Origin of the sequence: Catellatospora chokoriensis (assembly GCF_011297315.1) — a bacterium.
Lineage (GTDB): Bacteria > Actinomycetota > Actinomycetes > Mycobacteriales > Micromonosporaceae > Catellatospora > Catellatospora citrea.
The window spans coordinates 295140-317958 of the sequence record NZ_JAAOTI010000007.1 but is presented as its reverse complement, the minus strand read 5'-3'; the positions used below and the strand labels follow the sequence as shown (position 1 = coordinate 317958).

Sequence of the window (22819 nt, the reverse complement as noted above, 5' to 3'; positions counted from 1 at the left end):
GCCGCCGCGGTGGTCTGCGGCGACTACGCCGACCTGGACTGGGCGGCCCAGCGCATCGCCCTGTTCAGCAACTACCAGGCCGGGCAGAGCTGCATCGCGGTGCAGCGGGTGATCGTGCACCGCGACCGGGCCGAAGCCTTCGTGCCCAAGCTCGTCGAAGCGGTGCGGGGCCTCAAGTCCGGCGACCCGGCCGCGGCCGACACCCAGGTCGGTCCGATGATCAGCGAGGCGGCCGCGGAGCGCGTGCGGAGCTGGGTGGACGAGGCCGTCGCGGCGGGCGCGAAGGTGCTGGTCGGGGGCACCCGCGACGGCGCGAGCTACGCCCCGACCGTGCTGGCCGAGGTGCCCGCCGACGCCAAGGTGGCCTGCGACGAGGTGTTCGGGCCGGTGCTCGTCGTCTCCACGGTGGACTCCGACGCCGCCGCGTTCGCCGCGGTCAACGACTCGGCGTTCGGTCTGCAGGCGGGCGTGTTCACGAGCAACCTGCAGACCGCGTTCACCGCGCACGCGACGTTGCAGGTCGGTGGCGTGATCGTCGGCGACGTGCCGTCGTTCCGCGCCGACCAGATGCCGTACGGCGGCGTGAAGGGCTCCGGCACCGGCCGCGAGGGCCTGCGCAGCGCCATGGACGACTACACCGACCCGCGGGTCCTGGTCCTGACAGGTATTCAACTCTGACCGCATCCTGCGGCCCCGATGCCGCGCAGTGACCCACCCGCGTCGCCAGCCGGCGGGTGACCACACTCCGATGCGCGATCGGGCAGCCGCCAACGCGCCCCTGACCGAAGACGGCGTTCACTGCGCACGGTGGTCATCGACAACTCCACATGTCCAGGAGCCCGCGCAAGTCGTTCGTCAGTCCGCTAGAACGCCGAGGTCGCCGGCGGCCCGTATCACGTCGCCGAGCAGCCCGAGCCATTCATCCACGTCGGTGGCATCGAGGCCGATGCCGACCCCGAGTCCCTGACCACCCGCGAAATACACCTGGCTCGCACCGGCTTTGCGGGCGGCCACGAGATCTTCGGCGACCTCCTTCGGCGACCCGCCCAGGAACGGCCGGTTCGACCCCATGGGCGTGCGGGTGATCTGTACCGGGAACGGCTGCTGGTTGATCACGGTGAGGTCCTTCGGGTCGCGACCTGCCTCACGAGCAGCGGCATGGAAGGCGGATACGACGTCGCCCAATTCCTGCGCCGATGAGGCGATGGGGAGCAGCCCGTCGGCGATCCGGCCGGCGCGTTTGACGGCGGCCGGCGTCATCGCGGCCATGAGCACGGGAATGTTGGCCTGTACTGGTTTCGGGTTCACCTCCGACGGCGCGATCTGGTAGAACTCACCGTCGAACCGGACCGGGTCGGGGGCCCACGCCGCGCGCATCGCCGCGATGACCTCCTCGAGGCGGTCGCCCCGGCGGCTTCGCGACACGTTCGCCGTGTCGAACTCGTGGTGCTGCCAGCCCGCACCGACGCCCGCGAGCACCCGCCCGCCGCTGAGCCGGTCCAGGGTGGCGAATCGGCGAGCAAGCGTCACGGGCACGTGCAACGGCGCGATGATGATTCCGGTGCCCAGTTTGATTCGCTCGGTGACGGCCGCGACGTAGCTCAGGGTCTCCAGTGGCTCGTACACCGAGCGGTAGACCTCGGGCACCTGCTGTGGCTCACCACCCGACCACAGCGTGACGTCGTCGATCGGACGGAGCAGACGTTCATAGGTCCACAGGGCGGCATAGCCCAGCCGCTCGGCTTCCTTGGCGACCTTGACGATCGTCTCGGGCGAGGTCTGCGGGCCGGACGTGGGCAATGCGAGACCAAGTTCCATGTCGTTCTCCCCGAAGATGCGGCTGAAATCGGTGCGGCAGACAACACGGACGCCGATGTCCGCCCACCGACCGTTTTCGGTGCTTCTGCCCTGACTTGAAGGGAACAGTTGGTTCGACAGGCCCATTCCCACGATGTGGCACAAGCCGCACGGCAAGGCGAGGCCAATGGGATACCGAGACATGAGCTGGGCGGAAAGACCTCGCTGCGCAAGGCGACGAATTCATCCCGTCAATGCCGGGCATGGAGACCAGGCGGCCGTGATCGGCGACACCGGCTCGCCGCTGGGTCGTCACGGTATCCGGCCGTTATGCTCTCGGCGGCGCTGGTTCACCCACAGGTCCTGGTCCGGTGGGTGTCGTAAGAGGGAACCCGGTGAGAGTCCGGGACTGCCCCGCAGCGGTGAGCGGGAACGACCGCCGTCAACAAGCACTGGGCCGCAGGGCCTGGGAAGCGACGGCCAGTAGGTGATCGGACGGTGTCCGGTCCTGCCCGCGAGTCCGAAGACCTGCCCGTGCCGCGCACACGCCGTGTGCGCCGCCGCCGGCCTCGCGGGTGGGCCTGGGCAGGGAGAGGTGTGTCGTGCTGCCCTGCGCCGGGACGCTGCGCGTGGTGCGGCGGTGTGGTTCTCGAGGGAGGGACACACCGGTGACCGCCACCGCACTGCGCCCGGCACTGGCCGGGCGACCCCCGGCAGCTTCCGAGCTGACCTTGTCGCAGATCATGGATCAGCACCACACCAATCTGATGGGCACCGTGCACGGCGGGCGCATCCTCAACCTCATCGACTCCGTGGCCGGGGTCGTCGCGGCCCGCCATTCCGACGGGCCGGCCGTCACCGCCGCGATCGACGAGACCGCGTTCCTGCAGGCCGTCCGCGTCGGCGACGTCGTCCATGTACGAGCCCGCATCACCTGGGCCGGGCGCTCGTCCATGGAGGTCGCGGTCACCGTCACCGCCGACCGGTGGGACCGGTCCGTGCCCGCCACCACCGTGGCCACCGCGCACCTGGTCATGGTCGCCGTCGACGACCTCGGCCAACCGCGGCCGATCCCACCGCTGCTGCCGCAGACCGACGACGACCGCCGCCAGTACGAGCAGGCCGAGATCCGACGCCGGCACCGCCTCGCGCTACGCCGGGCACTCACCACACACGGCGGGACGGCATGATGAGCCTCCTGCCGGTCGAGGTGCTGGTCGGCTACCTGGCCGCGATCACCCTGCTCATGCTCACCCCGGGCCCGGACATGATGTTCGTGCTCGCCAACGGCGCCCGCTACGGCACACGCGCCGGGATGCTCGCCGCCGCAGGTGTCGCAGCTGGAGAAGCGGTGCACATCAGCGCCGTCGTGGCCGGCCTGGCCGGGTTGGTCGCCGGATCGCCGCCGGTGTTCGAGGCGATCCGGTACGCCGGTGCCGCTTACCTGGTCGTGCTGGGCGTGCAGGCACTGCGCCGCCCCGCGACCGCCCCCACCGGCGTCGCGGCGGAGGGGTTCAGCGGCCGGGCGGCATTCGGGCGCGGCATGGTCACCAATCTGCTCAACCCGAAGATGATCCTGTTCAGCCTGGCGTTCCTGCCCCAGTTCGCCGATCCGTCGCGTGGACACGTCACTGCCCAGCTCATCACCCTGGGCGTGCTGTTCATCGCCGTGCAACTGGCCGTCGACGTCAGCCTCGGCGCCGCAGCCGGGCGGCTGGCACACCGGCTGCACGCGTGGCAGCGGCAGATTCAGCGCGGATGCGCGGCGGCGTTCATCGGGCTGGGCATCAAACTGGCGTTCTTCTAGACCGTGCAGAAGGTGCTGCGGTCGGGATCGGCTCGCCGCAGCACCGGGTCACAAGCGTCACCACCTCGCACATCTGCGCCTGCGTCTCGCCGTCTACGCTGCCGGGAGGTGACCACCAACTGATCTTCATTCGCATCACCGACAGCGTGATCACATCGCCGCCGTGTTCACAGCTGGGGGCTGTGTTCGAGTCGGCGTTCGAGGCATGGCTGCGTGCCCGCGATCTGCGTGCCTTCTGTGCCGAGCTGAGCTCGCTACCTGCCGAACAGCGCGATCTGTCGGCGTGGGTGGAGTGAGGCCTGGCCACAGCCGATGACATCGAGCCGACGGTGAGCGCGGCCACTCTGGCGAAGACCTCCTTCGACGTGCGGCCCGAGCACTTTGCACCGAGGCCATGCCAAACGCAGGCGCGGGAAGGTTTCTACGCCGAATAAGGCGAGTGCGGCGACGGAAGCCAGGAGTCGCCTGCACCGGGAATGTGGGGGCCTATCTCGGTATCGGCCGGGCCGTGCCGATGCCTGGACCCGGCGTACTCACGCGCAGAATTCTCAACTGCGCGGCGGGTCGACGACCTCGGCGATGAGGTTGGCGACACCGTCGAGGTGTTCGGGTGTGGTCAGGTGGCCCATTTTCGGGAGGACTCGCAGGTCGAGGTTCATGCTGCGCCGCACTGCTGGTGCCAGCCGTCGTGGCGGAAGGAAGCGGTCGTGCTCGCCTACGCCGACAACGCAGGGCCGCTGCGCGCGGTCGGTCAGCAGTTGTGCGGGCAGGGGTGGCGGGGCCAGCGTAGTGCGGCAATTGGCAGCCACGAGCGTCATCCACTCCACCTCAGTCTCGGGCGGGTTCTGGCCGGATGCGACGAACAGCCTGAGCATGCTGCGGGTGCGGTCGACGGTGGGTCGGAGCAGCCACGCCGCCGACGCTGACGCCAGTTTCGGGTCGATCGTGAGCCGGATGTATCCCGCGGGCGAGATCAGAGCGCGGGCTGCGATGCGGGGAGAGGAGGCCGCGAGGGCGACTGCCGCGCCCAGCGAATTGCCGACCAGCACGACATCGTCCATTTGCGTGAGCGCCAGGATCTCCTCCAGGACGCGGCCGTACCAGGCCAGCCGGGCGCGCCGGGGCCGGTACTGGTCGCTCAGTCCTGGCTGGCCCGGCAGGTCCACGATGGTGGTCGGCCAGCGGGCCGACAGTGCACGCAGCCACGGCAGGGCTGCTGCCGCGTTGGATCCTGTCCCCGGGACCATCAGGATTCGCGGTCGTCCGGTGCCGGCCGAGGTGAGCTGTATCCAGCCGGCACCGGTGTCGAGTGCCATGGTGGAGATCGGGAAATCCGCGCCCGCCAGAGCTTGCGAGCACCACTGCTGCACTGCCCGTCGACCGCGCTCGCTCTTGTATACGGCCTGCATCGTGCCAGTGTGTGGGGTGGTTCGTGGTTCGTCCAGCGTGCCGATGGCGGCCGTCCGTCCATGGCTGGTCATTGCGTTGCGTCGTCGCGGCCGCCGCGGCTCAGGGCCGCTACCGCTACCGGTGCCACACCGCGACGTGTCGTGGCCCCTAGCGCGCGCCTACTGGGCTGGCCCGAAGGCGAGCCCGTGCCGTAGTGCCGCCGCCCGGCGCCAGTAGGCACGCTGGCTGACAGTGACGTTTGGCCCCGGCAGGGCACTTGATGGTGGCCCAGAGAGAGCATTTGCGGCGCGTTGTGACGGCCGGAGCCGACCAAACCAGTCGTTGACCGCGTGTCGGCTGGAAGGGGGAAGCACGTTGGCCATACCGACTCGGAGGGAGAGTGTCCGTTCTCGGAATTCCTGATCCGACCGTCGGCGAGGTCTCCGGTGGGCGTCCCCGGTCGGCCGGGAACATGCCGCCCATGTCGGGCAAGATAGGGCGATGATCGACTACTGGGACCCGCTGCCCACAGCCCGGCGGTTGGTGGAGAGCTTCAATGAGCCCGCCGAGGAGCTGTTCACCGGACGCTGGGAACAGCGGAACTGGCGCAACGTCCCAGGACCTTTCTACGCCGGTGAAACCGACAGCCTGGCCATCGGGCGGTTGGACGCAGCAAACCACATCTGCTACGACGACGATCTGGGTGGCGGGTTCGGATCCGAGTTCATCTACCGCCAGCCGGCAAACGAGCGCGAAACCGAGGCCGTGATCCACGGCTGCCGGTTAGAGCTCTACCGGGGCTACAACTGGGACGGCAACGACCACTGGACCACGGAGACCGTACGCGGGTGGTGGCGGGACCGAAGCCGGGTGCGGCAATGGGCTGTCGCCATCGCCGCCGACTGGGGAGCCGACACCCACCCGCATTGGGGCTACAACGCCGACCCCAGATATCTGGGCCACTATCACGACGCCGCCCAAGGCCACCGGGACTTCGTCGCCTACCTCGACGACGGCCTGGAGGCATACCTACGCGGCTACCTTTTCTGGCTCGAACAGCAGCGCCAGCCCCGGCCCGGCGAGGCTCTCCCCCACCTTTAGGGCCTCCATCCTGGCAACATCACCTCGGGTCGAAGGAGCGTCGCTCCTTCACACCTATTGAGCCAGCGGCCCAGAACGCACCCCGAAACGCGGCCCGCTAACGTCGTTGAGCAGGGAAAACAGCACCATAGATGAAGTCTGGAGTCTCCGGGGCTACATGAACCCCTGAGTACATGATCACGATGCTCGGTGAGCTGCCAATGTCACGATCACCACGGTCGGGTGGTGACGGCAATGGTGCGGTTGCGCCTCCCGGATGAGCTGGCCGCTCCGCCCAGGCACAGCATCGCGGTCAAGGCGGCCCCACTGAGCCGGCACCGGCTGGCGCGCCTGCGCCCAGTGCGGCAGCGGATCGAAGTCAGACGTTCTTTGGCATTGGCAGGTTATTGACAACAAGGTTTCCAGTCACCCACGATGTGAGAGCGCTCTCACATCCGTGGAGGGACTCGACCAGGCACTTCCGCCGATCGCACCACCTCCGCCCCTGCTCGAGAAGGGCACATTCGCTGTGGAGATTCAACAAGAACGCGCACCCCGCATGCCCCGTGGCCGCGCTGTGAACCGAGCACTGTCACGCGGCCGGCGCCTCCTGATCCTCCTCGCCGCGGCCGTCACCGCACTCGTCGGCAGCACGGTCGTCCAGCAGCAGCCCGCACACGCCGCGTGGAACCTCGTGTGGGCCGACGAGTTCAACGGGTCCGGCGCGCCCAGCAGCGCCAACTGGAACTACAACGTCGGCAACGGCCTCAACCCCGGCCTCAATGCTTTCGACGGCTGGGGCAACGGCGAGTGGGAGTGGTACCGCCCCGAGAACTGCACGCAGTCCGGCGGCAACCTCGTGATGCGCGCCAACTGGCTCACGACGCCCATCACGGTCAACGGCCGCAACTTCTACCAGACGTCGTGCCGCATGACGACGGACACGAAGAGGTCCTTCCAATACGGCCGCATCGAGGCGCGCATGGCGCTCCCCACCGCCACCGGCTCGTGGCCGGCTTTCTGGATGCTCGGTGACTCGTGCGACGAGACGTCCACGAGCGCCTACAACCCGGCGCAGACCTACTACGACCGCCTGCCCACCAACTGGGCCAGTTGCGGCGAGGTCGACATCATGGAACACGCGAACGCGAACGCGACCGTGACGAACAACATCTTCTGGGATGTGCGGACCGGCGTGTTCCCGTGGACAGCGGGTCAGAACGCCAACTACGTCGCGAACCCCGCCGTCAACAACGCCGCGGCCTTCCACGTCTATGCGATCGAGTGGACGCCCGCGCAGATCCGCTGGTACATCGACGGCACGCAGACGCACGTGATCGACACGACACCGGCGACCTTGGAGGAGTTCCGCAAGCCGTTCCACCTCATCTTCAACCTGGCGCTGGGCGGCACCTACCCCGGACAGAACCCCGTGCAGGGCCAGTTCCCGCTCACCGCATTGATCGACTACGTGCGCTACTACCAGGACGGCGGGGGCACGGGCGGATCCGCGACGCAGATCAACGGGCCGGGCGGCAAGTGCGTGGACGTGGCCGGAAACGACACGGGCGGCAATGGCGCGGCCGTGCAGCTGTGGACGTGCCAGGGGTCTGCTGTTTCGCAGGACCAGCAGTGGAGCCGGGACGGCCAGACCCTGCGGACGCTGGGCCGGTGCCTCGACGTCAACGGCGCGGGCACGGCCAACGGCACGAAGGTGCAGCTCTGGGACTGCAACGGCAGCGGCGCACAGAACTGGGTCCAGGAAGGTAACCGGTTGCGCAACCCGAACTCCAACAAGTGCCTGGACTCCCCGTCAGGCTCGACGGCGGACGGCGCGCGACTGCAGATCTGGGATTGCAACGGATCGGCCGCACAGTACTTCGTGAAGGCAGCGTGACGGCCGGCCCAGGGGCACGCTGACGGTCAGGGCGCGGGAGCGGACAGGCTCCCGCGCCCTTTCCGCGTTCAGGGATACGACCCGCGCCGGGGCCTGAGCCGGCAGTTCCGCCTCGCGTACGGGGAGTTGCCGTACGCGTAACTCATGACGCGCCGGATCGAGCGCGCTACGGCGTTGTCGCGCGGCACGGACCTGTCCGTGACCGACATCTGCTTCGCCCTAAGGCGCTCCTCGCTGGGCACCTCAGCACGCGGTTGACGGAGTTCGCGGGCGCCGTTGCCGACCTGTTCGCCGACCGTGGCGAGCTGCACGCGCGAGGGGAGCAGACAGCCGCCGAAGCAGCGCAGCAGCCGGTCGCAGACGTGGCCGCGCATACGGCCGGTCAGCCGCACGCACCGGTGGAGGACGAGTTATGCGCCCGCATCGGCGTACGACTGCGAACGTGGGCCGACGGCCCCATCGACGACCGGGCGTCCTCACCCTCGGCCGTCGATGTCGATCCGCACGTGCGCGGCCAGTTCGGCGGCGCGGGCGCGAGCCGCGACCGGCTCCGCCGCAGTGACAATCACGTAGCCGGGCCGATCCTGCGAGCGGCGTACCGGCCGCAGACGCTGCCCCTGCTCGGGTAGCCGTACCTCGACCACGTCGGCAACGGTGACCGGCGTGACCGCGCGGACGGTCCCGGACCGGGCGGAGAGGAAGCGGATCGCGGCGGCAAGGGCCGGGCCGGGTGCAGTCAGCACCGGTGCGATCGTGCGGGCTGCCCACTGGAACGTCAGCTCGACCAGGTCGATCCCGTGGGCCAGCGCGACGAGCTCGGGATCCGGTCACCGCCGATACGGTTGTGTGACTCCACCACCCACACGCCGTGCGCAGTCAGCTTCAGCTCGGTGTGTGCCGGTTCCGTCACGGAGGCCGAGCCGATCCAGGAGTCGGCAGACCGTCGAGTTCACGGCAGCGCTTGGCGCCGGGTCCCGCCGAGCGGGTCTGCCACGCCTGCTCGGGCAGCAGCGCGGCGACGCGGTCGACACGCTCACGCTGGACCGGCGTGGTGTTGACGAGGGTGTTGCAGGCCACGGCCAGGACGTAGGCCATGCCGCGTTCACGTAGCCCGGCGCGTAGTGCCGGGTCCAGGCCGTAGGCCTCATCGGCGGTCAACCAGCCGGCCGGAACCTCGGCCATGATCGCGGCGTCGACCATCGCCAAGGCCAGCTCGGGCTTGGTCGAAAACAGCACCTCGTCCGGGACCCCGGCCGCCGTGCAGCGGCGTTCGTCGTCGGACCAGCTGCGTGGCAGGTACAACCTGCGGTCGATCAGCGCCCGCCCGCGCGGTGACACGTACGCCAGGAAAACCCCGACCTGCGAGTTCTCCACCCGGCCGGCGGTCCCGGAGTACTGGCGCTGGACCCCGACCGAATGCGTGCCCTTCTTCAAGTAGCCGGTCTCGTCGGCCACGAGGATCCCGTCGCGGTGGCCCAGCTGCTCGACCACGAAGTCACGCAGGTCGCCGGCGACGGCGTCGGTATTCCACACCGCGGTGCGCAGCAGGCGCTGCATCCGGTCGGGGCCGGGGTGGCCGGCGTGCTCGGCCAGCCACCACCCGTTCTTCCGCTCGATCGGCGCGAGTAGCCCGAGCAGCAGCTCACGCGCCGTGCGGCGAAGCTCTGAGCGCGCGAACCGGCTACCTATCCGTTCGAACACACCCTCGAACACCTGCCACCACCCGGCGGCATCTACGCTATGGCCGACAGCCACCGCGACATGATTCGCACCGTCCACAACAGACGATGACCTCGCGGTTGCCGCTCTGCGTTCCGTGGCGGTCCCATACCCCGCACGCTCCCGCGCCCGGGCAGGTCAGCCCGCCTCAGCTACATGCCGCTGGAGTACTAACAAGCGCCGCAGACGCGATAAGCCTCAAGCGTTCATGGGCGTATATGTCGTTGCTCATCTTGTCGGCTAGGCTGAGCATCGCGTCTGCGCGCAAGGACGGGTCGCTGATATCGAATGCTGCCCGCTCCGCCTCGGTAGCGACCCGGAGGGCTTGGCCCGGATGACCTGAGGCCAGCAGCGCTGCGACTAAGTCGATAAGACGTCCACCTGCTCAGCCGCGTCGCCGATTTCGCGGGCGACGCGCTCGACCAACCGCCACCTGCCCAGCACGCGCCGGATCCACGGAACGTAGGACTCCTGCAAGTTCAACGATGACCTTCACGCGTTCCATCGACTCACCGATCTCGCGGGCAACAAGCTCAGCCTCAACCGCAATCAGCCCAGCACGTGCCTGGTCCGCTTGGGACACCGCCTCGACCAGATCCGTTAGACGCCATGCCCGAGCGGCCGGATCGGCGACGCCGCGGATGGTCTGGCGTCGGCGGCGTCGCTCTTGGCACCGGACACGCCCAGCCGCTCCCGATACCGGGCAGCCTGCAGCGGGTTGACCGCGAACATCGTGTACCCGGCCGCGATCAGCGCCTGCACCCAGAGGCCTCGGTCGGTCTCGATGCCGATCTTCACCCGCCCGGCCGTGTCGTCTTCGACGTCATCGGCGTCCTCGCCGAAGTGCTCGGCGATCATCGCTCGCAGCCGGGCGATGCCCGCCACCCCCTCGGACAGCCGCTCCTCGGCCAGCCTGCGTCCGTCGGTGTCCATCAACTCCACGTCGTGATGGCCCTCGCCCCAGTCATCTCCCACGAACGGCAACGCATCTCCTGTCCTCGACACCATCGCGGGCAGCCGGCAGGAGAGCCATCAGCGACCTAATGAAGCAGTGCTCACGCCCGAACGGGCGGGCACAACATTCCATCAGCGATCAACTCTCCCGACCGCCAGACAGGGGCACGATCTTTCAGCAGGACGCAAAGTCCAGGAAGGGCGAGTGCTCCCCTGTCGGCGGCTACCTATCGGATGAGTCTGCCCGAAGCCGACCCGCAACACCCATTAGGAGGGCGCGGGTCCGCCAGCGTGGTCGCGGGTCCGCGAGCGCCTGGCGGTATGGAACCGGCAACGCACCAAGCTCGTGATGACCGCCGCTGGCCCGGCCTCGAAGCAGTTGGCCCCTAGCGCCGTGATCCCGTCGTCCACAGGTCCTTGCGACGCATCAGTGCCAGCCGTTCATCGCGTCATACGGTCAACAATCTCCGTGTACTCGGCGCAGAAGGCCTCGATGGTGGCCACGTCGAAAAGGTCGATCGCGTATTCCACCGCACCCCGCAGCCCATCGCCATCCGGGCTCAGCACGACGGCCAGGTCCCGGCGCGCACAGGCCAGCGGCTGGTCGGCCAGCCGGACCTCCAGGCCCCACAGGTCGAGCCCCGGCAGCGGCGGGTTCCATGCGAACAGCATGTCGCCGACCGGCGAGGGCAGGCCCGACGACCAGCTCGGATCGAACTGCCGGTAGAGCTGGGGCAGGTAGAGCGGCTGATGCCGTAGGGCCTCGGCCAACGCGGTGTCGGCTTCGCGCACCAGTTCGTCGAACGGGCGTCCCGACGCCGGGCGCAGGCGGATCGGAATGGTCGAGGAGAACAGGCCCACGAGCGGCTCGACATCGGTGCTGTCCCGGTGCGCATAAGGCGTGGCCAGCACTATGTCGTCCGAGCCGATGCGTCTGCTCAGCAGTGTTGCGTAGCCGGCAGCGAGCACGGCGAACAGGCCGGTGCCCAGGCTTTTTGCGAGTTCGCGCAGCCGGGCGGTGAGTTCGGCCGAGACGGTGAAGTCGAACTCTGCGCCCTGCGTGGTGTGGGCGGGGCGGGGACGGTCGGTCGGCAGGAGCAGCCTCGGAGGTGCGCCCGCGAGCCTTTCCCGCCAGTAGCCGAGCAGCGCCGAGTCGACGCCTGCGGCCCGCTGGACGCGGGCATACTGCGGGTAGGTCGACGGCAGCGCGGGCGGCGCCGGCTCCTGTCCCTGCGCGAAGGACCGGTAACCGTTCTCCAACTCCTCGGTGAGTTTGAGCATGGACCAACCGTCGGCCGCGAGGTGGTGGACAGTGAGCAGGACCACCCACTCCTGTTCGGCGACGCGGGCCACCGCGGCCCGCAGTAGTGGTGGCTCGGAGAACCGTGCGCGGCCCTGCCGCACACACCACTCCGCCACGTCGCCCTCGGCGACCTCGACGACGGGCACCGCGAGCGTGCGGTGCGCGTGCACCTGCTGCAACAGGCTGCCGTCACGCTCCACCAGCCAGGTCCGCAATGGTGCGTGCCGGCTTACGACGAGGTCCAGCGCCTGGCGCAGGGCGGGCACGTCCAGCGGGCCGGTGACGTTCAGCCGCAGTGCGATGTGGACGGCTGCCGGGTCGGGTGCACGCAGCTGCCGCCGCCACATCTGCTCCTGCTGGTGGGTGGCGGGTGCCACCTCCTGCGGCTCCAGCCTGGCTGCCAGGTCGCGGACGCTGTCCGCACGCAGCACCGTGTGCACCGCCATGCCGAGTCGGTTCGCCACCCGCATGGCGGCCAGCGAGTCTCCGCCCGCCTGGTAGAAGTTGACATCTGTAGGGACCTGGTCGAGTCCCAACTCGGCACACCAGCTGTCGTGCACCCTGCGCTCGGCGTCGGTCCGGGGCGCCGGACCGGCCTCGGTCCGCGGTGGCGCGGGCAGGGCCGCCACGTCCACCTTGCCGGTTCCGTTGAGCGGCAGAGCGTCCAGGAACGTCCACGAGCGCGGGATCAGGTAGCCCGGAAGCAGGCCGGCGACGGCGGGCCGCGGGTCGGCGCCGACCACGTACGCGGCCAGATACGGATCGCTGTGGTCGTGGCGGGCGACGACCACAGCCTGCTCGACGCCCGGCACACCGGCGAGCATGGCGCTGACCTCGGCCGGTTCCACACGGTGCCCAGCGATCTTGACCTGGTCGTCGATGCGCCCGACGTATTCGAGCGTGCCGTCGGTGCGCCATCGGGCGAGATCGCCGGTGCGGTAGCGGCCGTCGCGGAAGGATGCATGATCCGGGTCGTCGAGGTAGCCCAGCGCCAGGTTGCGTCCCGACACCCACAGCTCCCCCACGGCACCGGGCACCACTGGTATGCCATCGCGGTCGCACAGGTGGACGATGACGTTGTCGACAGGCCGGCCGATGTCGATCGGCCCGGTCGCGTCTACGGCCACGGTGCCGGCGCTGGTCACGATGGCGTTCTCGGTCGGCCCGTACGCGTTGAGCACACGGGCACCGAACCCGGCAGGGGGCCGCCTGCGCAGCCGACTGCCTCCCACCACCAGGGTCCGCACCGCCACGGCCTGTCGACGGGTGAAAAGCAGCTCGGCCACCGGGGTCGTCAGGAACGCCGTAGTGATCCGGTGCTCGGCCCACCAGTCGGTCAACGTGGCCGGATCGGCACGCACCTCGTCAGGTACCAGGTGCACGGTCGCCCCGGCCGCGAGCGCCGGGTAGATCTCGGCGAGGTTGGCGTCGAATCCTAGCGCGAGACCGTGGGCCACCCGGTCGGCCGGAGACAGGCCGAGTTCGCGTACGTGCCAGCGCACCGTGTTCACGGCGGCGCGGTGGGGCACGACGACCGCCTTGGGCTGCCCGGTGGATCCGGAGGTGTACACGCACCAGGCTGCTCCGTCGGCGATCCGCCGGGGTGCGGCATCGGTGCGGATGACACCGGCGCCGGTCACCGTGACGCGGGCACCGCTGCGGGCGACGAGGTCGCGCAACCGGGCCGAGGGCTCGGCCGGGTCCAGGGGCAGGAACGCGCAGTCGCTGAGCAGCACTGCCAGCTGCGCGGCGATCAGCTCTGGGCTGCGTGGCAGTGCGACGGCCACGATCTCGCCTGCCTGGACGTCAAGTTCCTTGGCCAGTTCACGGGCGCGCGAACGCAACCGGTCGTAGGTCCACCGGGTCGCGCCGTCGACGACGGCGACCGCACCCGGGCTGCGCTCGGCCTGTCGCAGGAACAGGTCTCCGAGCTGCTCGTCGACCGGGTCGGTGACGGGACCGGCGAGCACGCTGCGCGCTGCGGGCAGTTCCCGCAGCGGCAGGCTCGCCGTGTCCACCGCCGCGGCGAGGATCTGCTCGAACAGCGCCAGCAGCCGCCGGACCGTCGGCTCGTCGAGTACGTCGATGCGGTACTCGACATGGCAGCGGACGGTGGCCCCGTGGGTCAGATAGAGAACCAGGTCGGCCGGGGCCTTGTCCAGGCCGGCGTCAAGCACGGTGGCCGTGACGCCGGGCAGGTCGAAGGCGAGCGCGCCACCGGTCTCGTACTCGACGACGATGTCGAAGAACGGGTGGCGGCCTGGTTCACGCCCCGGTGCCAGCGCGGCGACCAGCTGGTCGAACGGCAGGAGATGGGTGTAGGCGTCGGCGGCGTCACGCTGCACCTGGCCGAGCAGGGCCGCGAACGTCTGCCCGGCGTCGACGTCGACGCGCATCGGCACCGTGTCGACGAAGAAGCCGATAAGGTCGGCGGTCTGGTCGCTCCGGTTGGTCACCCCTGTGCCGATGACGAGGTCGTGCTGCCCGCTCATGCGGGACACCGCCACCGCGAACGCGCTCAGCAGGACAGTGAACGCGGTGACCTGATGGGTGCGGCCGGCCTGGCGCACCGCCGTGGTCAGTTCGGCTGGCAGTTCGTGGAAGACGCTGTGCCCGGCGGCCGACGGGCGGGGCGGGCGGCGGCGGTCGCCGGGCACATTGATGGGGGCCGGAGCCGCAGCCAGCCGTTGCCGCCAGTAGTCCAGGGCGGCCTCGCGTGCGGCAGGGTCTGCCGCCACCTCGCGGGCGTACCGCGGGTAGGTGGTGGGCAGGGGCGCCGGGGCTGCGGCCTGCCCGAGCCGGGCCCGGTAGCACGCCGACATGTCGCCCGCCAGCACCGCGTATGAGCGGCCGTCCATGGCGATGTGGTGGAAGGACATGACCAGCACGTGACGGGTAGGCCCGAAACGCAGCAGCGTGAACGCGAAAACCGGGCTTTCTGCCAGGTCGAACACCCGGCCGCTCTCCCGCGCCAGCGCGTCGCGCACCGCGACCGCCTCCTGCGCCGCACAATCCACGACGGGCAGGTCCACCGGCACCTGCGAGAGCACCTCCTGCACCGGCAGCTCGCCAGCCAGGCGGTAGCGGGTGCGCAGGGGTGCATGCCGGGCCACCACGTCGGCCAGGGCCGCCTGCAGTACGGCTGGATCGAGGGGACCGTCTAGCCGAATCGCCGCCGCCTCGTTGTACGCCGGCTGCCCCGGCTCCAGTTGCTCGGTGAGCCACAGCCGGTGCTGCCCGGCCGACAACGGGGCACGTTCGGCGACCACGGCCTCGCCCTGGGGCTCGCCGCGCGATGACGCCGCGGCCGGGCGGCGGGCGGTGCGCCGCAACCGGTCCAAGCTCGGCAGCCCGGCGGTGACGAGTTCGGCCGGCAGGCCGAAGTCGACGAACGCGGCCACCTCGTCCACGCCGGCGGCCAGCGCCGCCTCCAGCACCCTCCGGCTGCTGTCGACGGTGCCGATGAGCGCCCGCTCGTCGCAGTAGCGCTGGTAGGCACGCGACAGCACGAACCGCACGTCATCGTCGTCGGCGCCAGGATCGATGTTCATGCCCAGGCTGTTCGCCACCTGGCCGAGCAGGCTCAGCGACGACCGCAGGTAGGCGCAGAATGGCTCGAACGCCTGTTCGCGTACCGTGTCGAGGTCGTCGCCGAGATAGGTGTGCAGCAGGAGCACCACCCTGCCGCCCGCAGGGTCCAGGCCGTGTTCGGCACGGGTGTCGCGGTAGAGCGCGATGTTGTCGGCGAGCCGGGCAAGGTCCTGCGTCATCAGGTTCGTGACGATCCCGACACCGCGGCGAGCGGCCTGCCGGTAGCTGTCGGGATTTCCCACGACGGCGGTGAACAGCGGCGGCTCGGCCTGCACGGGCCGCGGGAACAGCCGCACGGCCACCTGGTCGCCGCTGCCCGATCGGGACGGCACCGCCTCGCCGCGCCAGAGCGCGAGGATCGTGTCGAGGTGGTCCCACATCACCTGCTTGTGGCGGCCGTAGTGCTCAGGGTGGAAGACGAAGTCGTCGGCGTGCCAACCCGAGGCGACGCCCAACCCGATCCGGCCGCCGGACAGGTTGTCGACCACCGACCACTCCTCGGCCACTCGGATCGGATGGTGCAGCGGCAGTACCACCGACCCGGCGTTGATCCGGATCCGCTCGGTCCTGGCGGCGATGGCGGCGGCCAGCACCGACGGGTTGGGAAACAGGCCGCCGAAGGAGTGGAAGTGACGTTCCGGAATCCATACCGCGTGCAGACCGTGCTGGTCGGCGAACCGCGCCGCGTCGAGGATCATGCGGTATGCCGCGGGTCCGGCGCTGCCGGTGTAGTCACCGAAGAAGTAGAGGCTGATATCCACGTCGGCGACGCTGTTCGTGGCTGCCGACGCGTACGGTTCGGGGCCCGCCGAGCCGGCGAGCACATCCGCGCCTGCGGTCACCGCCGCGATCGGCTTGGCCGCGACCGCCGACGGGGCCGGGTCGGCGCTTGCCGCGCCCAGCAGGTCCAGCTGCCTGCGCATAAGGTCGAGCTGCTGGCGGACCACCTCGGCCAGTACCTGGTCCGCAGCCGAGCCCTCGGCCGACGGCGGCTGCCCGGCCGCCGGTGTCGGCTCCGCGGGCGGGCTGCCGGCAACGTGTACCCGGTCCGGGGCCGCCCCGGCCAGGTCAGGTGCCAGGTCACGACTCGGGGGCACGCTGACGGCGGTCGTGGCCGCCCGGGCCGCGACGGCGGCGGCCAGGCGGGCCGGTGTGTCGAGCTGCCCGAACAGTTCCCGCACCGGGATTCGCACCCCGAAGGCGTCCTGCATCTGGCGGGCCAGCGACACCAGCAGCAGCGAGTCCGCGCCCAGGCCGAGAAACGAGTCGTCCGGTCCGACCTGCTCGGCGGGCATGCCCAGGCTGGCCGCCGTCATGGCCCTGACCCGGTCGGTCACCGCCGCGCCTGCAGGTTCGGCTACCGGCTCGCCGGTCCAGTGGGTGCGGCGCTGGAACGGGTAGCGCGGCAGCGGCACCCGCCGGCCACCGCTGTGCCGCGTCACCCTCGGCCAGTCCACGTCCGCACCCCGGCAGTACAGCTCCGCCAGGGCCTGCCACAGACCGGCCACCGGCTCGCCGTCGCCGGACTGCGCGGCGACCCAGGCCACAGGGCCACCCGCCGCGGTTGGCATGGCACCCGGCCCGGTCGCCACCGCCGTCGCACATCCTGCAGTGGCCAGAGCCGCAACGGCTTGATCGAACAACACCGGGCGGCGTGCCTGCTCGCACAAATAGTCCACGTCGGGGGTCCAACCCGGTTCACGTAGCTGACCGTCGAGGGTGCTGACGAAAGGCGTGCCGATCGGCCGCAGGTGCATCCGGCGCAGCACGTCACGCAGGTCGGCGAGCATGTGCTCGACGGCTGCGGTGTGGAACGCACGGTCGACGGGTAGACGCCGCAGTCGCAGCCCGCGGGCCGCGACCGATTCCACCGCCGCTTCAGGCCCCGCCACCACGAACTGGCCTGGCCCGTTCACCGCGGCGAGTTCCAGTCCTGGCGTTGCTGCCATCAGCGCTTGGACCTCCTCACGCGACGCGAACAGTGCGGCCATCGCGCCCGGGGGCATGAGCTCACGCATCAGGCGGCCGCGACGCCCGGCCAGCATTACGGCGCCGGCCGCAGTCAGCGCCCCGGCGGCCGCAAGCGCGGTCAACTCCCCCACGCTGTGACCGACCATGTACGCAGGCTCGACACCCCAGGACCGCAGCAGCTGCCACATGCCCAGTCCCGCAGCGACGAGCGCAGGTTGCACGACATCGGTGCCGCGATCACCGGCCCGCACCCGTGCCGTCAGGTCGGCGGGCAGCAGGGACCAGGGTCCGGCGAACGCCGTGAACCGGGCCGCGAGCGCGGCAGCGTTCGTCAACGTGCCGCCCTGGCCGGGAAACCCGAACGCCAGCGGCCCCGGCCCGGCAACCGGCACGTGCCCGCGTACGAGCAGACCCGGTCGGCGCAGCTGCGCCGCCAACTCCGACGTGGTCGCACCGAGCGCGACGGCGCGATGGCGGTGGTGCCGGCGCCCGGTGGCAGCGGTGTGTACGGCGTCGGCGTGGCGCACCCCCGCCAGACTGTCCGGGTATGCGCTGATCAGCTCGTTGAGCGCCGTGGGATCGGCGGCCGAGAGCGGCAGCAGACCCGGTGCCTCACCGCCGCGGAGCGGGGCTGTGGGTGGTGGCTGCTCGACGATGACGTGAGCGTTGGTGCCGCCGACGCCCACGGCGCTGACCCCGGCGCGCCGCGGCGTCGGTCCGGCGGGCCATGCCGTCGGCTCGGTGGCGATGCGGAACCCCCGGCCGGCCAGGTCGATCGCAGGATTGGCCCGGGTGAAGTTGAGCTGCGGTGGGATGATCCCGTCCCGCACCACCATGATGGCCTTGATCAGGCCTGCCATTCCCGCGCAACTGTCGAGGTGCCCGATGTTGGCCTTGACCGAACCCAGGTGGCGTGAGCCCGTCGGGTATGCCCGAGACAGCGCCTCGAACTCGATCGGATCGCCCAGCACGGTCCCGGTGCCGTGAGCTTCGATGTAGCCGACCGACGAGGCTGCGACGCCGGCGCGCCGCAGGGCCGTGCCGATGACTTCAGCCTGACCCGCGATGCTCGGTGCCGTGAATCCGATCTTGCCAGCGCCGTCGTTGTTGATCGCCGTCGCGAGCAGCATGGCGTGGATCGTGTCGCCGTCGGCCAGAGCCGCGGCCAGTGGTTTGAGCACCACAACCGCGACGCCGTTGCCACCGACAGTGCCCGCGGCGTCGCTGTCGAACGGGCGGCAGGTCCCCTCCGGCGACAGAATCGAATCGGGGCTGTAGTGGTATCCGGTGACCTGCGGCACGTGCACCGCCGCGGCACCGGCCAGGGCCACCTCGACCTCTCCGGTCAGCAGCGCCTGCACGGCCAGGTGGACGGCGACCAGCGACGTCGAGCACGCGGTCTGGACATTGACCGCCGGGCCCGTCATCCCGAGCCGGTACGCGACCCGGGTGGCGAGGAAGTCGGGCTGGTTGCCCAGTGCCGCACCCACCGACGCGGCAGGGTCGGCGGATCCGACCGCAGCGGCGAGCTGGTTGCGCAGATAGGTGTGGTGTGGGTAGAGATTCATGCCGCTGCCCGCGTAGAGGCCGGTACGCGCGGGAGCCGAACCGGCCATGCCCGCGTGCTCCAGCGCATGCAGGCACGTCTCCAAGAACAGCCGGTGCTGCGGGTCGAGCAGTTCGGCCTCCCGGGCGCTGATGCCGAAGACGTCGGCGTCGAACCCGGTGACGTCGTCGAGGGCCCCACTCGCGCCGACGAAGCGTGGGTCGCGGGCCGTGTCCTCGGCGACTCCGGCCGCGATGAGCTCCTCGGCGTCGAACCGCCGGACCGTGGCCACCCCGGCGCACAGGTTCGCCCAGTACCGGTCCACGTCCGGCGCGCCCGGGAACCGCCCGGCCATACCGACAACGGCGATGCGCCGGTCCGGGCCCGGCGTGTCCGCGACACCGGGCGCCGCTGCAGCACCGGCATCGGCATCGGCATCGGCCAGATGCTCTGCAAGCGCCTCGGCAGTCGGATGGTCGAAGAGGGAGGTCTGCCCGACGGGGCGGCCGAGCGCCTGCTCGAGCTGGGCCCGCACCTGCACGAGCTGCACCGACCCGAGCCCCAGCTCAGCGAACGGCCGCCGCGGGTCGACGGGACCGTCGACGAAACCGCTCAGCGCGCTTAGCACCGCTTCACGGACCGCCGGCGCGGTGGCTTGCCCTGCTCTGTCCAGGAACCTCTGTCGCAGCCGCGACCGCTGGATCTTTCCGGCGCTGGTACGCGGAAAGTCCGCTGCCGCCACGGCCACCACCCGAGCCACCGGCAGCCGTAACCGGGCCGCGACGGCCGTCGTGACGTCGGCGGCCACCCGGGCGTGGTCGGCACCCTCGACCGGGGCGTAGAAGACAACCAGGTGCTCGGTTCCGGTGCGCTCGTCGGGCACACCGCAGGCTGCGACCAGACGTTCGGCGATCCCGGCAACCTCGAGCGCCGCAGCCTCGATCTCATGGCAGGGATAGTTGTGGCCGTTGATGATGACCAGGTCCTTCGCCCTGCTGGTGACGGTCAGCCAGCCGCCCCGCAGGTAAGCCAGATCGCCGGTGTCCAGCCACCCAGGTTCCGGGAATGCGGCCTCGTCGGCCTCCGGATCAGCGAGATACCCGGGCGTCACCCTCGCCGAACTGACCTGCAGCCGCCCCACCTCCCCTTCCTGCAGGATCGTGCCGTCGTCACCGACCACCCGCAGCACCGCCCCGGGAGCCGGCGGCCCTACCGAGAGATACTGCCCCTGCGTGCAGAGCGGATCGCCGTAGGAGCAGAACGTGATCCCGGTGCAGGTCTCCGACATGCCCCATCCGGGCGTCATCACCTGCGCCGTGACGCCGAACTCGGCCGTGGCTGCCACGAACGCAGCGAACGTGTCCGGTGTGCATTGTTCCCCGCCGCTGACCAGCCTGCGAACGCGGCTCAGATCCCAATGGCGGCTGGGAACCCGGCCCAAGGCGTCGGTGACCATCCGGTACGCGAAATTGGGCGCCCAGCCGTGCGTGGCCTGGCACCGCTCCAGCAGGTCCAGCCACCGCAGCGGATCCGCCAGCACCAGCTCGGTGGCCGCCTGCACCGACGACGCGCCGAGGAACACCCCGCCCAGGTGGTAGAGCATGAGACCCGCCACGTGATCCAGCGGCAGCCAGTTCAGCAACACGTCACCTGGCGCGATGTCAAGCAGCACACGCGCGCCCACCGCGTATTCGCTCACGCCGCGGTGCGTGATCTGCACAAGCTTCGGAACCCCGGTGCTCCCGGACGACAGCTGCACCATTGCCACATCGTCGGGGCCGGCGGACAGGTCCGGCTCACCCGCCTCAGCCGCCAGGAGCCTAGCGGCATCCACCAGACAACCCGACGGAAGCAGGCCCCCCAGTCCAGGCAGGTCCGAGCGACCGCCGATGACCATGGGACGACCCAGCTTCTCCCAGGCGTGACGCAATGCGTCCAGGGCCGGGTTGGGCTGCTCATAGCTCGCCGGCGGCCCGGCAGTCACCGGAACCACACCGGCCAGCACGCAACCCCAGAACACAGGGAAGTATTCGTCGTCGTCGAGCCTCAACACCGCGTAGTCACCCGGGCGCGCGCCCGCGGTTCGCAGGCCTGTCAGCACCCTGCCGGCAGCCGCCAGCAGGTCGGGGTAGGCCAGGAAGCAGTCGGGCTCCACATACAGGCCCGCCTCCGGAAAGCACCGGGCCGACCGCAGCAATGCCTCCCCCAGCGTGGCCGGGTGGTCCGGGTCGTCGGGCAACGGTCCGCCATTGCTGATCGCGAGTGTCATCGGACGGCCTCCACAGTGCGAGCACGTCCCTTCCGGACGGCGAAAACCAGATATCCGAGCGCCGCCACCAGCGCCACGGCATGCGCAGCCGCCACCACCGGCAGCGGCTCGAACACCTCGAGCAAAGCGGCGCAGCCGACCATGCCCAGGCCGAACCCGGCATTCTGCGCCGAAGCTGCCAAACCGAACACCCCGGCGCGCTGCGCGTCGTCGATAGTCTGCAATCGCGTCGTGTAGCCGACCTCGGCATACGTATCAGCGGCCCCCGCCGCGAAGACCACCGGGATGAGCAGCCAGATCGGTAGCCCGGTGAAGGCCACCACGAAGAAGACCGACATAAGTGCGGTGGCCACGCCGAATCCCCGCTCGCCGCCGACATCTCGCATGCCGGCCAACCACCGGCCGGTCACCAGACTGCCCAGCGCCCAAGCCGTGGTGAACGTCGCCGCGAACGCCGCCGGGGCACCGGGGAAGATCAGGTTGGCGTACAGCGGAAGCGCGACGTTGTGCGACGCGGAGCCGAACGCGTCGGCCACCCGCAGCGCGATCATCGCGCCCAGCACGGGCGTCAGTGCTGCCAGACCGGTCTCCGCACGACGCGGTTCGTGTCCTTCGGCGCTCGTGGCGCCAAGGCGCGGAAACGGCACCCCCGCCAGCATTGCAGCGCAGGCCAGATAGGTCAGTGCGTCTATCACCAGCACTGTCTGGTAGCCGAGCCAGGTCACCAGCACCCCGGATGCGGCGAACCCCAGCAGCATGGCGCCCGACCTACCGGTGACCAGCAGGCTGTTCGCACGGGCGCGACGGCCCTGGCCGACGATCTCCGGGACGCTGCTGCGCAGAGCCACCCCCCACAGCGACTGGACCGCGCCGAGGATCACAGCCAGCCCGTACAGCAGCTCCATCGACGGGCTTGCCGCAAGGGTCAGCAGCGAGGCAGCCGCCAGCAAGTCTGCGCAGATCATCAAGTGCTTGCGGCGTGGGCGCGTGGCCAGCCGACCGGCCACCGGCCCGGCGACGAAACCCGAACCGACACGCAGAGCCATGAACAGGCCGGTCTGCAGCGGCGATTCGGTGAGGTGAAGCGCGTACAGACCCAGCGCCACCATGTCGAGGTAGCTGCCGAACGAAGACATCGCGTACGCGGACACCAGCAGCGGCAGCCGCGATGGCACCGATCCATGTTCAGATGTCACGATCTAGCCCCCGTCGCACGGTTGCGAATCATGACCGGAGGCATGCGCGGGATCAATACCTTGATCCCCACGATGTGAACCACCCGTGGCTTCGCAGGCACCACAACCCTTGATCCGGGTTCCCCCCGGCCGATGACCGGGGGTCGCGCTTCCGTCCGCGAACACGCTCACCGTGATACTGACCTTCCAGAACAGCCGACCCACCTGCCCGCGCCGTGACCGGAGCCGGGATCGATCACGACCGGCCGACGATGATCTCTCGGCGGGCGAAGAAGTGTGCGAATCCTCGATGCTTGCCGC

Annotated in this window: 11 protein-coding genes, 3 pseudogenes and 1 riboswitch; of the genes and pseudogenes, 7 read left to right on the top strand and 7 right to left on the bottom strand. The window is 70.1% G+C overall.

Annotation, left to right across the window (positions count from 1 at the left end):
- On the top strand, positions 1-678 hold a 678-nt coding region (locus tag HAV39_RS13570), incomplete at its 5' end, for an aldehyde dehydrogenase family protein (RefSeq protein ID WP_191839550.1).
- Between the two features lie 177 nt (positions 679-855).
- Here the strand turns inward: HAV39_RS13570 and HAV39_RS13565 are convergent.
- Positions 856-1944 carry an LLM class F420-dependent oxidoreductase gene (locus HAV39_RS13565; RefSeq protein ID WP_191839549.1) on the bottom strand — a complete coding sequence of 363 codons (1089 nt, stop codon included), beginning with the start codon at positions 1942-1944 and terminating at the stop codon, positions 856-858.
- A gap of 182 nt (positions 1945-2126) precedes the next feature.
- A riboswitch (cobalamin riboswitch) is annotated at positions 2127-2347 on the top strand.
- 118 nt (positions 2348-2465) lie between these two features.
- Between HAV39_RS13565 and HAV39_RS13560 the strand changes: the two genes are divergently transcribed.
- From HAV39_RS13560 to HAV39_RS13550, 3 genes are read left to right on the top strand one after another with little or no spacing between them, the layout of a single operon-like run.
- Positions 2466-2987 carry an acyl-CoA thioesterase gene (locus HAV39_RS13560; RefSeq protein ID WP_373311635.1) on the top strand — a complete coding sequence of 174 codons (522 nt, stop codon included), beginning with the start codon at positions 2466-2468 and terminating at the stop codon, positions 2985-2987.
- Positions 2984-3604, top strand: coding sequence for a LysE family translocator (locus HAV39_RS13555; RefSeq protein ID WP_244958804.1), 621 nt, complete (start codon positions 2984-2986; stop codon positions 3602-3604). The genes HAV39_RS13560 and HAV39_RS13555 overlap by 4 nt, the downstream gene beginning before the upstream one ends.
- Positions 3556-3900 carry a hypothetical protein gene (locus HAV39_RS13550; protein WP_191839579.1) on the top strand — a complete coding sequence of 115 codons (345 nt, stop codon included), beginning with the start codon at positions 3556-3558 and terminating at the stop codon, positions 3898-3900. The genes HAV39_RS13555 and HAV39_RS13550 overlap by 49 nt, the downstream gene beginning before the upstream one ends.
- Positions 3901-4152: 252 nt before the next feature.
- Here the strand turns inward: HAV39_RS13550 and HAV39_RS13545 are convergent, their stop codons facing one another.
- Complete coding sequence (locus HAV39_RS13545; RefSeq protein ID WP_191839548.1) at positions 4153-5013, bottom strand: alpha/beta fold hydrolase; 861 nt, start codon at positions 5011-5013, stop codon at positions 4153-4155.
- 481 nt (positions 5014-5494) lie between these two features.
- Here HAV39_RS13545 and HAV39_RS13540 point away from each other — a divergent pair, with 481 nt between their 5' ends.
- The 3 genes and pseudogenes from HAV39_RS13540 to HAV39_RS43765 all read left to right on the top strand — a co-directional run.
- Positions 5495-6094: a ferredoxin gene (locus tag HAV39_RS13540; protein ID WP_191839547.1), complete on the top strand. Its 600-nt coding sequence runs from the start codon at positions 5495-5497 to the stop codon at positions 6092-6094.
- Between the two features lie 556 nt (positions 6095-6650).
- On the top strand, positions 6651-7970 hold the full coding sequence (locus HAV39_RS42640; RefSeq protein WP_191839546.1) for a ricin-type beta-trefoil lectin domain protein: 1320 nt from the start codon (positions 6651-6653) through the stop codon (positions 7968-7970).
- A gap of 93 nt (positions 7971-8063) precedes the next feature.
- Positions 8064-8242 (top strand): annotated as a pseudogene (locus HAV39_RS43765) (helix-turn-helix transcriptional regulator); the annotation flags it as partial.
- Positions 8243-8446: 204 nt separating this feature from the next.
- Here HAV39_RS43765 and HAV39_RS13530 read toward each other — a convergent pair.
- The 5 genes and pseudogenes from HAV39_RS13530 to HAV39_RS13510 all read right to left on the bottom strand — a co-directional run bounded on the left by HAV39_RS13530 (position 8447) and on the right by HAV39_RS13510 (position 22498).
- Positions 8447-8713 carry a hypothetical protein gene (locus HAV39_RS13530; protein WP_191839545.1) on the bottom strand — a complete coding sequence of 89 codons (267 nt, stop codon included), beginning with the start codon at positions 8711-8713 and terminating at the stop codon, positions 8447-8449.
- Between the two features lie 199 nt (positions 8714-8912).
- Positions 8913-9683 (bottom strand): annotated as a pseudogene (locus HAV39_RS13525) (IS701 family transposase); the annotation flags it as partial.
- A gap of 651 nt (positions 9684-10334) precedes the next feature.
- Positions 10335-10673: pseudogene (locus HAV39_RS13520) on the bottom strand (IS110 family transposase); the annotation flags it as partial.
- 411 nt (positions 10674-11084) lie between these two features.
- Complete coding sequence (locus tag HAV39_RS13515; RefSeq protein ID WP_191839542.1) at positions 11085-21323, bottom strand: type I polyketide synthase; 10239 nt, start codon at positions 21321-21323, stop codon at positions 11085-11087.
- The gene (locus HAV39_RS13510; RefSeq protein WP_191839541.1) at positions 21320-22498 is read right to left on the bottom strand and encodes an MFS transporter; all 1179 of its coding nucleotides are present in this window, start codon (positions 22496-22498) and stop codon (positions 21320-21322) included. The genes HAV39_RS13515 and HAV39_RS13510 overlap by 4 nt, the downstream gene beginning before the upstream one ends.
- Between the last annotated feature and the right edge of the window lie 321 nt (positions 22499-22819).